15 protein-coding genes are annotated in these 14,196 nt (G+C 59.1%); 9 read left to right on the top strand and 6 right to left on the bottom strand.

The window, feature by feature from the left end; all coding sequences use genetic code 11:
• Positions 1-54 precede the first annotated feature (54 nt).
• The 6 genes from FNU76_RS11990 (at position 55) to FNU76_RS11970 (ending at position 3,707) form a co-directional block, all read left to right on the top strand.
• Positions 55-993 (top strand): LysR family transcriptional regulator, encoded by a 939-nt coding sequence (locus tag FNU76_RS11990; RefSeq protein WP_179958449.1) that lies wholly within the window; start codon positions 55-57, stop codon positions 991-993.
• Positions 974-1,336 carry a hypothetical protein gene (locus tag FNU76_RS24095; protein WP_179958448.1) on the top strand — a complete coding sequence of 121 codons (363 nt, stop codon included), beginning with the start codon at positions 974-976 and terminating at the stop codon, positions 1,334-1,336. The genes FNU76_RS11990 and FNU76_RS24095 overlap by 20 nt, the downstream gene beginning before the upstream one ends.
• A 120-nt stretch (positions 1,337-1,456) precedes the next feature.
• Positions 1,457-2,287: an alpha/beta hydrolase family protein gene (locus FNU76_RS11985; RefSeq protein WP_144278414.1), complete on the top strand. Its 831-nt coding sequence runs from the start codon at positions 1,457-1,459 to the stop codon at positions 2,285-2,287.
• Positions 2,288-2,319: 32 nt separating this feature from the next.
• Positions 2,320-2,613 (top strand): ankyrin repeat domain-containing protein, encoded by a 294-nt coding sequence (locus FNU76_RS11980; RefSeq protein ID WP_179958447.1) that lies wholly within the window; start codon positions 2,320-2,322, stop codon positions 2,611-2,613.
• Between the two features lie 165 nt (positions 2,614-2,778).
• Positions 2,779-3,105 (top strand): helix-turn-helix transcriptional regulator, encoded by a 327-nt coding sequence (locus FNU76_RS11975; protein ID WP_144278412.1) that lies wholly within the window; start codon positions 2,779-2,781, stop codon positions 3,103-3,105.
• A gap of 29 nt (positions 3,106-3,134) precedes the next feature.
• Positions 3,135-3,707 carry a HipA domain-containing protein gene (locus FNU76_RS11970; protein WP_144278411.1) on the top strand — a complete coding sequence of 191 codons (573 nt, stop codon included), beginning with the start codon at positions 3,135-3,137 and terminating at the stop codon, positions 3,705-3,707.
• Positions 3,708-3,762: 55 nt separating this feature from the next.
• Here the strand turns inward: FNU76_RS11970 and FNU76_RS11965 are convergent, their stop codons facing one another.
• From FNU76_RS11965 to FNU76_RS11950, 4 genes are all read right to left on the bottom strand, one after another.
• Positions 3,763-4,257: a GNAT family N-acetyltransferase gene (locus FNU76_RS11965; RefSeq protein WP_144278410.1), complete on the bottom strand. Its 495-nt coding sequence runs from the start codon at positions 4,255-4,257 to the stop codon at positions 3,763-3,765.
• An 80-nt stretch (positions 4,258-4,337) separates the two neighbouring features.
• Positions 4,338-5,369 (bottom strand): porphobilinogen synthase, encoded by a 1,032-nt coding sequence (gene hemB / locus FNU76_RS11960; RefSeq protein WP_223879320.1) that lies wholly within the window; start codon positions 5,367-5,369, stop codon positions 4,338-4,340.
• Positions 5,370-5,460: 91 nt separating this feature from the next.
• Positions 5,461-6,387, bottom strand: a complete 927-nt coding sequence (gene hemC / locus FNU76_RS11955) for a hydroxymethylbilane synthase (protein WP_144278409.1) — start codon at positions 6,385-6,387, stop codon at positions 5,461-5,463.
• Between the two features lie 147 nt (positions 6,388-6,534).
• Complete coding sequence (locus FNU76_RS11950; protein WP_144278408.1) at positions 6,535-7,362, bottom strand: GNAT family N-acetyltransferase; 828 nt, start codon at positions 7,360-7,362, stop codon at positions 6,535-6,537.
• 135 nt (positions 7,363-7,497) lie between these two features.
• Here FNU76_RS11950 and FNU76_RS11945 point away from each other — a divergent pair, with 135 nt between their 5' ends.
• Complete coding sequence (locus tag FNU76_RS11945) at positions 7,498-8,442, top strand: LysR substrate-binding domain-containing protein (protein ID WP_308418644.1); 945 nt, start codon at positions 7,498-7,500, stop codon at positions 8,440-8,442.
• A gap of 53 nt (positions 8,443-8,495) precedes the next feature.
• Here the strand turns inward: FNU76_RS11945 and FNU76_RS11940 are convergent, their stop codons facing one another.
• Positions 8,496-9,035 (bottom strand): cysteine hydrolase family protein, encoded by a 540-nt coding sequence (locus FNU76_RS11940; protein ID WP_144278407.1) that lies wholly within the window; start codon positions 9,033-9,035, stop codon positions 8,496-8,498.
• A 282-nt stretch (positions 9,036-9,317) separates the two neighbouring features.
• On the opposite strand from FNU76_RS11940, the gene FNU76_RS11935 reads away from it, so the two are divergent.
• Positions 9,318-9,713, top strand: a complete 396-nt coding sequence (locus FNU76_RS11935) for a DUF1801 domain-containing protein (protein ID WP_144278406.1) — start codon at positions 9,318-9,320, stop codon at positions 9,711-9,713.
• 26 nt (positions 9,714-9,739) lie between these two features.
• Here FNU76_RS11935 and FNU76_RS11930 read toward each other — a convergent pair whose 3' ends face one another.
• Complete coding sequence (locus FNU76_RS11930) at positions 9,740-10,477, bottom strand: substrate-binding periplasmic protein (RefSeq protein ID WP_144278405.1); 738 nt, start codon at positions 10,475-10,477, stop codon at positions 9,740-9,742.
• A 218-nt stretch (positions 10,478-10,695) separates the two neighbouring features.
• Between FNU76_RS11930 and FNU76_RS11925 the strand changes: the two genes are divergently transcribed.
• Positions 10,696-14,136, top strand: coding sequence for a hypothetical protein (locus FNU76_RS11925; RefSeq protein WP_179958446.1), 3,441 nt, complete (start codon positions 10,696-10,698; stop codon positions 14,134-14,136).
• The last annotated feature ends 60 nt before the right edge of the window (positions 14,137-14,196 follow it).

Here is a 14,196-nt window from a genome sequence, read left to right as displayed (position 1 = left end):
GCGAGTGCGGCAATGATCCAATCCACGCCTACATTATTCAAATCGATTGAAAAGATGACCACTATCAAGGAAATCGATTTCAGGCGGGTCGATCTCAATCTGCTGGTGACCTTGCTGGTGCTGTTGCGCGAACGTAGCGTATCGCGGGCCGCCGACAAGCTGTATCTGGGCCAACCCGCCGTGAGCGCCGCCTTGGCGCGTTTGCGCACCTTGTTCGACGATCCGCTGCTGGTACGCAGCGCCCAGGGCATGGTGCCGACGGTCAAGGCACGGGAACTCGAAGCCGCGCTGGAGCCGGTCCTCGCCAGCCTCCAGTCGGTGCTGTTCGAACCAACTGTCTTTGAACCGTCCGAAGCCGAACGGACATTCGTGCTCGGTATGCCCGACTGGGTGGAAATCTGGTTGATGCCGCTGCTTTTCACGCGCTTGCAGCAACTTGCGCCGGGACTGCGCATCGCCGTGAAGACCGCCGATCCATTCCAGTTTCAAGCCATGCTGGATCGCGACGAGATAGCGCTGGCAATCCAGCCTTCGCGGTCCACCTTCGATAGCGGCACGCCGCTACGCTATGCCCAGCCCCTGCGGAAAATGGGCTTCGCGTGCACCTACGACCCGCAACGGATCGCCCTGGCGCCACCGCTGACACTCGACCAATTCCTGGCCTTTCCACATCTGCTCGTGAGCTACCGTGCCGCCAACGAAGGCGTGGTTGACGGTGCCCTGGCGGAACAGGGCCTGGCGCGCCGTGTCGCCTACACCACGCCGCATTTCGGCGTTTTGCCCAACCTGCTGCGCCAATTGCCCGCCTTGGCCTGCGTGCCGGAAGTACTGGCAGCGCATTGGCGGCAGTATTTCGGCCTCGCGACCTCACCCATCCCCTTGACCCTGCCTAGTTTTACCGTCGGGCTGATCTGGCACGCCACCCGCGACCGTGATCCGGCTTTGTGCTGGCTGCGGGCGCAGATCGAAGCAATTGCGGCGCAAGCAATCTGAGAAATACCACCAGATCAGTGCCGTTCGAGCTGTGCCGCTCCGCCTGCCGGTCATGGGCTTATTTCAGCACCTCCGCCACATCGACGATTTCCACGCCCTGCAGTTGGCCAAGCCAATTGTCGAACCACGGTTTGTGCGAGGCACCGACAATGGAAAGGACGCGGGCGCCGGAGCGTTCGCGGAACGTTTCCCGGATATTGGCGACCATGCAGTCAAATTGTCGTCGGTGCGGCGCTCGGCCTCGGGCAAAGCAAGTCAGCATTCCGAACCAAATATGGTTCCGCTCTCCGGGCAAGTACAAGCCTTGCTGCGAGAGGTCGCCAAGGTGACCTTCGTGAACTAAGATGGCGACCCGTTTGCCCACGGTGAAACCTGAGGCCAACGTGTTGCTGACTCATTTACGGACTAACCAACGCATGTACACAGGGAATACAGGGAATACAGGGAATACAGGGAATATTTTGTGACCAAATTGAAGTCATGGTTCGTGGCATTTTCGTTTTCTTGCATCGCAATTGGCGGCAGCGCGGGAGAGCTTCTACACAAAGGTCCGTCGCCACAATCTTATCGGCAAGAAAAGCCGCCAACTGGCGTTCAGGAGGTGCATTACCCCGCTGCTCCAGGACAACTGATGGCCTGGTTTGCGATGCCAATCAAGCCGGAACGACGTCCCGTGCCGCTGCTTGTCTACGCGCACGGTGGATTCGCCTTTGGAGCGGATGACTTTGCCGCAACGGAACCGTTCCGGTCTGCAGGATTCGCCGTCTTGACGCCAACTTTCCGTGGGGAAAATGGCAATCCTGGGTATTTCGAGCTGATGGGCGGTGAAGTCGATGATCTGCTCGCCGCTATCGAATGGGGACGACAGCAAGCTGGTGTCGATTCCGAGCGTGTCTACGTGTTCGGCCATAGCGTGGGCGGAAACCTTAGCGGTCTTGTGGCCTTACAAGACTCGGCCAAACTGAGGTTGGCCGGCGCTGCTTCAGGGGCCTACCCGGAACAGATTTTCGAGGCGTGGCAGCGCATTGTGCCATTTGATGCGAAAAAGCCCTTGGAAAAGCAGAGGCGCTTATATCCCGGACAACTAAGCGCCCTGAGCGTGCCTTTTTTCCTATACCTTGGTACGGGCGAAGAAAGTACGCCACAGATTGAGCCTTGGATCAAATCCAGAGCCAAATCAGCCAAGCAACCCTTTCGAATTCAGCTGGTTCCGGGCGACCATGAGGGCATGCTGGCAAACGCTGCTCAGGCGTTTTCGGAGGTCATCAGACGGGATGCATTTAGCGCTAAATAAGGTCGATGGACCACAAGCATAGGTGGGTGCCCATGCCTTACCCTGAAGACTGGTTTGAAGCAGAGCAGTTGCATCGTGCCGCGCTAGATGGCGACATCGGCGAAATGGCCAAATTGGTCGCCGATGGGTTCGATGTAAACCTATTCGACGATATCAGCCGCGCACCCTTGCACTACGCCGTGGAGGGTGAGCAGTACAAGGCGGCGCAATGGCTGCTGGATCATGGCGCCGAGGTGAATGCCCATAAGAAAGACATGATCGGCGAAACACCCCTGAGTTTTGCCGTGCGGCGCGATTATGTGGAAATGGTGGAATTGCTGCTCTAGCGCCATGCGGTTCCCGATATCGTCGGAGGGATGCCAGTAGACGCTGATGATACAGGCGTAGCTACCCTTCATTGAACATCCCATATCACCAGCCTGACGAATCACCGAATTGCTATCTTGAATGATATGGAATAGATTACATGGGTTAATTACGTCCATATCATCATGTCAAAACGCAGCCTCACTGAATCCGAACTGCATCCCAAGGTGGTGCTTCGGTTACAAGCATGGGGGAAGGCCATCTCCAAACGCCGCCGGCAAATGAAGCTTTCCCAGGCTCAGCTGGGCTATCGGGTGGGCGTAACGAATCAGACCATCGGGCGAATCGAAGCCGGTGACCCGACGGTACGGGCAGCGAGCTATTTTGCCGCGTTATTGGTAGTGGATTTACTGGGTGACCTTGTTCCCATGCCGGCAGAAAATTTACTGGACCTCAGCTCCGAAGCGCAGCGGATCAGGCGCGCCAAGCAGGAAGACAATGATTATTTCTAAGCCTTCGCAGGGAACTGGAGAGCAGGTCTATGTATATCTGCAGCGACCGGACACCGCCCAATGGGTTACGGTCGGTCGCTACACCCTGTTTCGCCACGCTCTTGAATCTTCTTGAAACCGAATACCCGTCGAGTGGACGCCCCGGGGTGGAAACGGATTGGAGCTATAGCCTGTTGGCGATAGCCCTAAGAACATTGGGTGCGCCCGCCAAGGACTTGCGGGAATTGTGGCGGCGCATGGTATTCAACGCGCTGGTAGGGAATAACGATGATCACCCGCGTAACCACGCGGCGATTTACCGTCCTGAAGAAAAACGTTGGCGGCTATCCCCGGCCTTCGATATCGTTCCTGAGCAGGGGTATCTGCCAACCAACCTGAGCATGCAGATCACCACGGGTTCGAGTGCCATCAATATGGCAAATCTGCTAGCCAACCCAGTCATCTTCGGCTTCGAAGATAGAGAGCACAACAAACGGGAATTTCATGAATTCTGCGAGAAATTCATATTTGCCCTGAGCGCTTGTTTGTGTTCATTTCCTGAGGGTTCGCAGGCTGATCTGGCAGAAAGATTTAAGCAGCAGGTGATTTCAATGACCGAGTAAGAACCGGTTCGGATTTCTTGATGCCGCTCTGGCCTACACGCCAATGGGGCCTAGCTTAGCCAACCAGCTGCTTGAACATGACAAAAGCGTCCACATAGCCATGCCCTGTGTGACGAAAAGCACCCGGCAAGGTCCCGGCAATATGAAAACCCAGCTTCTGCCACAAGCGCACGGCACCTTCATTGGTGGACACGACAAAGTTGAACTGCATGGCGCGGAAGCCGAGCCTGATGGCTTCGGTTTGCGAATGCTCGCACATAGCCGAAGCGATGCCCTGACCCCGCGCCTGGTCTGATACCACATAGCCGCAGTTACAAACGTGCGAGCCAAGCCCCGGCTGGTTTGGCTTGAGTATGTACGTGCCGATTATCTCGCCGTCGGCGGAACACGCGACGTAGGTCGCCAAGGGTAGCTCCACCCAGGCGCCATGGATCTCCGCCTCCGTGCTCGCCGGAGAAAACGCATAGGTGTCTCCGGATGCGAAGGTCTGTTGAAGCATGGGCCAGACGCTGGCCCAGTCTTCGGGCTGAAAACGGCGAATTGTATGCATGGCGTAAGCTTGGTTGACCCGGAATGTAAGCCCCGCCCCACGCAGAACACGGTGGGGCGGGCGCTATGCCTGCGTTCGCCTTATTTACCCTGGAGCAATCTAGCCGCATCCAGAGCGCCGTAGGTAAAGATACCCTTCGCGCCGGCCCGCTTGAAGCCAAGCAAGGATTCGATCAGCAGGGCGTCGTAGGAGGCCCAGCCGGCGGCCTCGGCGGCGCGCATCATGGCGTATTCGCCGCTGACCTGATAGGCAAAGACCGGCAGCTTGCTGTTCTGGGCCAAGGTCAGAATCACGTCCAGGAAATAGCTGCCCGGCTTGACCATCAGGATATCGGCGCCTTCGGTCTCGTCGAGATGTGCCTCGCGCACGGCTTCGGCCCGATTGCGAATATCGAGGAAGTAGGTTTTCTTGCCATTGGCGCCGGGTCCGGTCGCCAGTCCGCTGCTGCTATTGACGGCGTCCCGGAAGGGGCCGTAAAGCGCCGAGGCGTATTTCGCCGAGTAGGACAGGATGCCGACGTGTTCGTGGCCGGCGGCGTCCAGCGTCCGGCGGATGGCTTCGATGCGGCCGTCCATCATATCGGAAGGCGCGACGATATCCGCGCCGGCTTCGGCATGCGCCAAGGCCATTTCCGCCAGAAGTTCGACCGACTCGTCATTGAGGATTCGCCCATCCCGGACAAGACCGTCCTGGCCGTGGGAAGTGTATCTATCCATGGCCACATCGGTAATGACGCCGATATTCACGCCGGCGGACTTGATGGCGCGAATCGCCTCGCAAGCCAGCACATCCGTGCGGCCATAGTCGCCATTGGGGGTACGCTTGGCGCCATCCAGCACAGGGAAGATCGCCAAGGCGGGAATGCCCAACCCAGCGGCTTCGCGCGCCAATGCCGGCAATTCCGCCACTTTATGGCGGCGTACGCCCGGCATCGAAGTCTGCTCGCTCACCGAATCATCTTCTCGGATAAAAACCGGCAGAATCAAATCTTTGGCGGACAGGCTGGTTTCCGCCACCATATCGCGCATCCAGGCGGAAACGCGACTCCGCCTGGGACGGATCAGCATATCCGCCAGCGCCGGTTGGAAAACTTCGGGTTTGAAATTGGACATTGCGAACCTCGATCAAAAGACCAATTGAAAAAATTCGGTATGAATGCGTCCAAGGGAAGCGCGGAAACCAGGCTCAAGCCGTACTCGGCTCTCAGCCTTCGACACGCCAGCGCGTGGCTTCCTCCAGCAGGGGCTTGGCGCCTAGCCTGAGCAATTCATCGGCCAGTTGCTTTCCCAGTTCCTCGGCCTGATCGGCCGGCCCCGTCAAGCTGCTGGCGACCTGCTCGGTTCCGTCAACGCGCGTGACCACCGCCGACAGTAATAGCTTGCCATCCACAACGCTGCTGCAAACGCCAACCGGCAAACTGCAGCCGGCCTCCAGTTGGTGCATCAGCGCCCGTTCCGCATCGGTACACTGCCGCGTATCGGCATCTTCGAGCCGTGCCAGCAATTCAAGCAAGCCGGTATCACCCTGGCGGGCTTCGATACCCAAGGCGCCCTGCCCGACCGCATAGGGAAAGATATCGGTAGGCAGGATAGCAAACTGCGGTTCCATCAAACCCAAGCGCTCCAGACCCGCCAAGGCCAGGATGGTGCCGTCGATGCCTTCCTGGTTGACGGCTTTGCGCAGGCGCGGCGGGACATTACCGCGAATCGGCTGTATATCGATGCCGGGATAGAGATGGAGCAGCTGCGCCCGGCGCCGGATGGAACCCGTACCAATGCGCGTGCCGGGGCCAACCGCTTCGAGGGGCAATCCACACAGCACGTCCCTGGGATCGTGCCGCAGGGGAACCGCGGCCAAAGTCAGTCCTTCCATCAATACGGTGGGCAGATCCTTGAGCGAGTGAACGATCAGATCAGCCTCGTTATTGCATAGCGTCAGTTCACTCTCCTTGGTGAACACACCCACGCTATTGAGGCCGCCCAAGGTGCTACGGCGATCGCGATCACCTGCGGAACTGACGAACGTGAAGGTGATCTTCGCGTCTGGCGCAAGCTTCTGCAGCGCTTCGCCGACTTGTTTAGCCTGGAACCTTGCGAGATCGCTGCGACGTGTGCCAATCCTGATATTCATGGAAGTCCCCAAAATCATCTGATGGCGCGAACGATCGCCGAGCGCCGGATCAGCCAAAAAAGTGAGGCAGGATATATGCTTTTTCGCCTGAACGCATTCAGCACCTCCCTGACTTTGCGGTTACGCTGCGCCCCGCGCACCCAGCCCTTACCGTGGCTGCCGTTGCAAACCATACGAAACATCATGCGGGATAAAACCGACGCTTTTATAGAGCCTTTGCGTGCTGTCCTCGTCCGTCACGATGACCAATGTTTGCAAGGTCATTGCCGACATGGCGCGCCAACCTGCTTCGAAAATCAGCTGCGCGGCAATCCCCTGCCGGCGATGGTCCGGATGGGTGCACACATTGTTATATCGTCCGGCCGTGCCAAATGGGTAGATGCCCAGATCGGCGACCAGCTTACCCTCGACAAAGGCACCGTAGCGGCGGCCCAGCGCCTTTTCTTCCAGCCGTCGATAAAAGGCGAATTGCGCCTGCTTGAATGGTCGATAGGCGTCTTCCGCCATGCCGGCATCACGGCATTGCACCTGCAACTCGACCGCTGCCTGCCAGTCCGCCTCCGATTGGTAACTGCGCACTTCGATTAGGCCATTGCCCCTTGCCGGGGGGAGCGGCCGTTGGGAGGCCAGCGCGGTGCAGACGCAGAGCGTGTATCCCTGCGCGATAAAATCCGCCGTCTCGCCCTCCTCGCCTATCCAGCCGAAAACGCGATGACCACCCGGGTCGGCATCGATATGCGTCTCGAACAGACGCTCCCAGGATATCCGCTCGCCGGCGCCGGGAGGCTGGCCGAACAGCAGGAAATTTCCCCACCAAAAACCGGGATTATCCGGCGTACGGATACTGAGAAAACCGTCATGCTCGCCGACTTCGCCGGCATGGCGATGAAACATCAGGTCGCTGGCGTAGCTCAGGGATCGTGTGAGATCGACGGCGGGCGTGCTTGCCGGATGGTGAATCGCTTCGGATGTCATACAGGGCCTAGTCCTAGGGTTTTCAGCAACGATTCAATTCGGTATTGTTCGCAATAGCTGAGCCAAGGGTTGTCAAGCTGGCGATTTTGGTGGGTCCCAGTCTGGCAGTGCCATCGCTTTACAAATAATTATTGGATGAAAGTACAAATAAATATGGCGCGACGCCTACCACCGTTGGATTTATTGATTGGGTTTGAAGCGGCTGCACGGCAGCTGAGTTTCTCGAAGGCGGGGGAAGAGGTTTTTCTTACGCAATCCGCTGTCAGCCGGCAGGTCAAAAAACTGGAAGAGCATTTGAATATTGTACTGTTCGAGCGGCGACATCGTGCGCTGGAGCTGACAGACCAGGGCCGGGTATTGTACGAAGCTGTTTGCGAAACGCTGGATCGCCTCTCCACCACGGTGGACGCCCTCCGCCGCGACGAGAGCCGCCGGGGTCTCAAAGTATCCTCGACCACCTCGTTCGCTTCACTCTGGCTGGTGCCGCGTCTGGAACGGTTTCGTGCCAGATATCCTGAAATCAACTTGCATATCGAGGCGGACAATCGCTTGGTCGACCTGTCGCAAGGCGTGATCGATCTGGCGATTCGTTATACATCCAAGGAACTTGCCCCAACCGAATCGACTATCCATCTGTGCGATGAGCGTTTATTCCCGGTATGCAGTCCCGCCTTATTACGCCGCAATGGCCGCGAGATGAACAGCGTCGCCGATCTGGCCAACCATACTTTACTGCATCTGAGCGACCCGCAAAACCTGTGGCCCTGGTTGCAATGGTCCACCTGGCTGGAAGGTGCCGGCGCAGCGCACGTGGCGGGACAAGTGGATCTGCGCTTCAGCCATTACGACCAAATGATACAGGGAGCCATATTTGGCCACGGCGTGGCGCTGGGCAGTTCGCCCCTGGTGGACCCCTTGCTGGAAGAAGGGGTCCTGGTCGCGCCCTTGCGAGAACAGCTGAGTAGCCCGCGTGCCTTTTTTCTGTGCCTGGGCAATCGTCGCGATCCAGCTGTCGATGCTTTTGTCAGCTGGATCAGTGACGCCATTATTGCGAACGACGCCACGCGACAAGCGGACTGACGCAGCACCTCGCCATTACCTCGCGGTAGCGCCGCGGTTTGGTTCCCGATAGCTCAGGCTAGCGCCGGCGCTGTGGCCATCTCCGCCTCGGTTTGGGTAAGCCTGGCAAATGGCTGGAGAATCGCAACGGCGTGGGAATGCATGGAGGCTTCGGTATGGCTGGGCGTCGCCTTGGCTGCACAGGCATCTTCCACAAGGGCGAAGCGATAGCCACGGTGGTAGCCGTCAACAATCGTGCTCAGGCAGCACATGGTGGTGCCGTAGCCGATCACGACCAGTTCACAGTCTTTGTGCTCATTTGCAAAGCGCTCGAACTCCGGAGAGGAAAACGAGGAGTAATTGCCTTTTACCGCCAGGGTCTCCGAGTTTTTCGGGACGAAGCCATCGATAAAGTCCGCGCCGGCCGAGTCACGACCAAACAGGTCGCCATCCTGGATGTGCTGAACGTGGACGATAGGCCAACCGCTGCTACGGGCGAATTGCAACATGCTGAAGGCGTTTTCCAGCGAGGGGCCAATGCCATGGATATGGAAGCTGCGGCCTGGGGTGACGTATTCACGTTGGATATCGATAACGACGAGTGCTTTTTTCATTTTGTTAACCTTTCTGTTGCGTCATCCAGAGACGGCCACTTCCAAGCGGGAGAGTGGATTTGTTTAGTTTGTTTTCGTGTTGCTTTGTCGACGGAGTGATTCTGGCCAAGGCGGGATGTTTCTTCAAACGACTAATTCGACGGCAAGGCATGCGTGAGACGCATGCATGCTCTTTGAGAATGCAAGGCAGTCCGCGACGGCATACCTGCGCGCAATACGTTGACCTACTTACGCATCGGCACTATGTTGGCTACGGGGGAATTCCATCGAAAGGCCGATAAAATGAACACGCTGACCGAAAGCGCGGAATCCGCATCCGAGCTGATAGACGCAAGAATCGAAGCGCTGGGCGATTGGCGGGGCGATATGCTCGCCAGGCTGCGCGCCCTGATCAAGGAAGCCGAACCCGAAGCCATCGAGGAATGGAAGTGGCGGGGGACGCCGGTCTGGTCGCGGAACGGGATAATCTGCACCGGCGAGACCTACAAGCAGGTCGTGAAGATGACGTTCGCCAAGGGCGCTTCCCTGCCGGACCCGTCCAAGCTCTTCAATTCCAGCCTCGACGGCAACACCCGGCGCGCCATCGACATCCGTGAGGGTGAAAATCTGGACGAGGAAGCGTTGAAGGCGCTCATCCGCGCTGCCGTCGCCTTGAACAAGACCACGGCTCGCCGCTAGTCCTCCGGCAGGGCTTGGTGGCCTCATTAAAGCCCTGCCAAATACCTGTCCTCGGTATCCTTGAGCACGCCGTCCCGCTTCAGCTGGCGCAGTGCTTCGGAAAATTGCTCCGCCAACGCTTCGCCCCTTTTGCCCAGTGTCTTGGCGAAGCCGATGTATTGTGGGTTGTCCTGCAATACCAAGACGGTTTCCAGTCGCAATTCACCCGTTTGCCTGGCCAGGTAGCGCGCCACGCCTTCATCCGACACGACAAGCCGATAGCGGCCGATCGCCAGCTTTTTCAACATCAACTCATTGGTCGTGCTCACGTCCTTGCGCAGGTGTGGCTGGCCGTCGAATGTCCTGCCGTAGCTATAGCTCAACACCGTGCCGATCAGCTCGCCGTATAGATCTTCAAGGGTCGTGGCGCGAATATCGCCGCCCTGGCGCTGCATGACCGAGATACGTTCCCTGCCCGAGGTTTCGGCCGTGAAGTATAGAAATTCGGCACGTTCCTTGGTGTAGACCGGCATGAAGATGCCGTCCACCTGGCCGCCTTTGACCAAGCCCAGTGCCCGGTTCCAGGGCACCACCCTGATGTCGGGCTCATGCCCCAGGCGGCGGCACAGCTCGCGCACGATATCCACCTGCAGTCCGCTCAGCTCATTGCCCTGCTTGATGATGTAAGGGGGAAACTCGGTGGTGACAAAGGAAAGTTTGTCTGCCCGCAGGCTGAGCGGGAGCCCGGCAAGTATCGCAAGGGCAAGTGCCAACAGCGTCCTCATGATCGCTCCAATCTGGGCGCAACACCGGTCGGAATAGCGCCTGACTCCAGTCTAGCCAATCTCGCGGCATCGGTTCGTGGGTGCGACCGGCGGCCACGGGGCGTTCACCGCATCATTGCATAAATTGCCAGGTATTTAGCCACACGATCCGGCGGAATCGTTCAACTATACTGGGCCGCTTCGGATTATCCGGTCATGTCAGTCCCATGGAGCAGGCTATGCGTCTAAGCGAACTCGTCGTCCAACTGAAGAGCCTGGGTCCTGAACGCGAGACGGAATTCCGCCAACGCCTTGGCGGTCAAGCCAGCGAGTATCTGGAGGAGTACCGGTTTTTCGTTCACGAGGGCGATTTGCGGATCGCATCGGACGTGTTCAACGACGAAGTGAATCTGCTGGTCACCGGCAATCTGATTGTCGATGGCGTCTACCAGGATGGATCGGGTGGCGGAATCTTGATCGTTGCCGGTTCGATGTGGGCCAAGCATGTACTTTCCTGGTCAGCCATGTGCATAGGCGGCGACCTGTGGGTGCAAGGCGTGATCCTGCAGTACTACAACGACTGGTGCTTCGATTGCGAAGGCATCGTCAGCACCCGCCTGTTCATGAATATGGATAAGTCATGCCGGCTTGATTCGTCCAAAGCCATGATCGAATCCTGCGACCTCGACTATTGCGGCGACTCATGGGGAGAGAGCCCGGAAGATGCGCTCGGCATCGACGACGGCGACGCCGAAACGATCATTGACCATGTTTATGCGGCGGAAAACGCGGGCCGCTCGCCGTTCTGCCAGCCGGAAGTGTTACCTGCCAGGGATGGTGCGCAGCAACGTCGCCGGGTGATGCATCCGGATGTCACCGCCGAGGAACTGGCACGATGGGCGGCCGATTTCCCGCTCGACGTCGCGGCTCGCGGGACGCTACCGTCCGGGCTTGAAAGCAAGCTGCTTGCCCACCCCGACTCCCGGGTGCGCCAGGCGGTGGCGGCAGCGCCCTGGCTGAGTGAACACGGCATCCAGACGCTGGCAAACGACCAGGACGAGTGGGTACGTACCGCACTGGCCGGGCGCGGTGAACTGCCGGATCAACTGTTGGCCTCCCTGGCGGGCGATGGGTCGGCCAAGGTCCGGGCTGCCGTCGTCTATGCGCATCGCGATGCGGGTGCGGAATGGCTGCCGGCCCTCGCAAGCGATGGCGACGTCTCGGTCCGCCAGGCGGTCGCGACGGTGCCGGCGTTATCGCCCGAACTGGTTGCTGCACTTTTACAGGACCCGGATACCCTGGTTCGTCGCCGTATCCTGAAGCGTCAGCACGTCGGCGAGGCGGTTTGGAGGCCGTTGCTCGATAGCCCCGATACCGCAATACGCAACTACCTGGCCAATGCGGCGGCCAGTGGCGAGGCGCCATTCGGCGATGCAATCCTCGTGCGCCAACAAGCGCTTATGCAATTGATCCGCGATCCCGAACCCTCGGTGCGGCGCAATGCAGCGGTAGGTTGGCTGGCGCCGGGTTTCTACGATACCCATGCGGATGCCTTCGCGGTCGATAGCGAGAGCCTGGTGCGCACGATGTTTGCCTGCCGTAGCCGCCGCAGCGATTTGCTGGCAAAACTGGCCGACGATTCCGATGACAGCGTGCGTACCACGGTTGCCGAACACCCCCTGACACCCGGCGCCACCTTGCTGCGCATGGCCAAGGATGCCGATTCCGACTTGGTATCGACACTTCTGGACAACCCGGCACTGCCTGCCGACGCGCTTGACGTACTGTACCGCCGGTTTCCGGGCTACTGCGGGGAAACGCATCCGAATACCCGCTTCGTTCTGCTACTGAACAAACTGCCCTGCAAGTTACTCGATGAGGATGAGCAACGGCCGACCTTGGCGGCATACCGACAGCGCTGGGCGGCAGAGCCGTCAGCGGCCGAGATCGAACATTGCGTGCGCGAACTCCTGGCCAAGCCGAGCTTTCAACTCCAGCGCGCGCTTTTGCCTAGCCGCCATTACCCGCCAGACTTGCTGGACGCCTATCTGGTCCGCTACCTGCGCAAGCGGAACAAGGACTACCGCTACGAAATGTGCGAGGTGGCAGCCAACCCCAGCCTGTGGGAGGTCACGATCCGCAAGATCGGCGCCTATCTGCAGCAACACGCCGATTACGAGCTGTTGAAGGGGCTATGTCGAAACGCCGCCGTTCCCGCTGCGGTCTTTGCCGCGCTGGCCCTGGGGCTGCAGGACGAGCATGACCGAAACAAAGCCGCCGCCGCTGCCTGGCGCTGGCACGGGATTGCCGATGACGAGCTGGCCCCTGCCGCGGCCGGTGCTTTCGATGGCATCGACTGGCTGACCATGGCGGTACCCGCACTCGATATCGTTGAAACCGACGATGTCGAATCCTTGATCGCACAAGGCAACGAACAGCAAGTGCAAGGCGATTTCGAAGCGGCGCTCGCTTGCTTCGAAGAAGCACTGCTCGAACTGGAAGGGCATGCCGATCAGGCATACCGGCAATTGTTCAGCCGTTACATGGTCATGCATCTGTGTAAGGAACTGGTTTATCACCAGGACGACATCGAAGAGGAGCGCAAAGCGCAGCTGCGCGAGAAAGGCATCGCCATGGCGAATACCTGTCTGGACGGCATCGCGCGCTACGCCATCATGCAGTTCACGCCCTTGGGCAAAATGGAAATGGAAGCGATACGCTATGCACAAAATTTCCTCGCCCTCGATACCTTGCGCCACAACGGTGACGACGCCGATGCGCTCCGCGCCGCGCAGGAACGAATAGCCGACGCGCTCGGCTATCCGCTGGATCCCGATGAGCCCGGCGTTCATCCGGCGGATTTGCTGATCACCCTGGCGCGCCTGCAGGTGAAGCTGAATGAGGAAGACAAGGTCGATCCGGCCATCGTTTACCAGGCCTTGTCGGCTTACCCGTTCGATTGCGAGTTCGGCTCGCTGACAGGCGAAGCGCTGGCTCGCCTGGTCGAGGCGCAGCCGGACAAGGTCGATTACCGGGTGGCGCTGGGCTTGCTCTATCGGCGAACGGAATCGCCTGAAGCAGGTATTGCCGCATTCAGCCTGGCATTGGCACTGATGGCCGAGAGAGGCCAGGACGAGGACAAATGGACCTACACGCGTGAGGAAATCCTGAACTGGCGTGGCGATCTGTATCTCGACGCAGGGAACCACGAAGCCGGCTTGGCGGATCTTACCGAAGCCATCTCGCTGGATGAAGACTGGCCGGTGGCGGTGGCGGCACGTGGCTGGGCGTTTTACTTCAACGACCAAGCCGAGGCCGGCATCGCCGATTTTCAAGCCGCGCTCGTGCTTGAACCCGACAACGCAGCCTATCTGGATGGCCTGAGCTATTGCCTGATGGAGCTGGCACGCTATGAAGAAGCGATTTCCTGCCAGGAAAAACTGCTGGCGCATGAACGATCAGCGGAAACCTTGAACAGTATGGCTTGGGCACTTTTCCAGCTCGGCCGACTTGAGCAGGCGCTTACCCTGGTTGAGGAGGCCTTGGGCGTGGACGATACCAGCGCGGAAGCGTGGGACACCAAAGCCGAGGTGCTGCAGCAGTTGGGACAACTTTCGGCGGCACGCGAATGCGCCCAGCGTGCGGCCATGCTTGCCGAAGCGAGCCGGAAAAGCGAATAGCCCCGATGGAATTCATCGAGGCAGAAGCGCCGACCGGGCTCTCCCGGTCCTCCCGGCACA

Origin of the sequence: Chitinimonas arctica (assembly GCF_007431345.1) — a bacterium.
Lineage (GTDB): Bacteria > Pseudomonadota > Gammaproteobacteria > Burkholderiales > Chitinimonadaceae > Chitinimonas > Chitinimonas arctica.
This window is presented reverse-complemented; position numbering and strand designations above follow the sequence as displayed.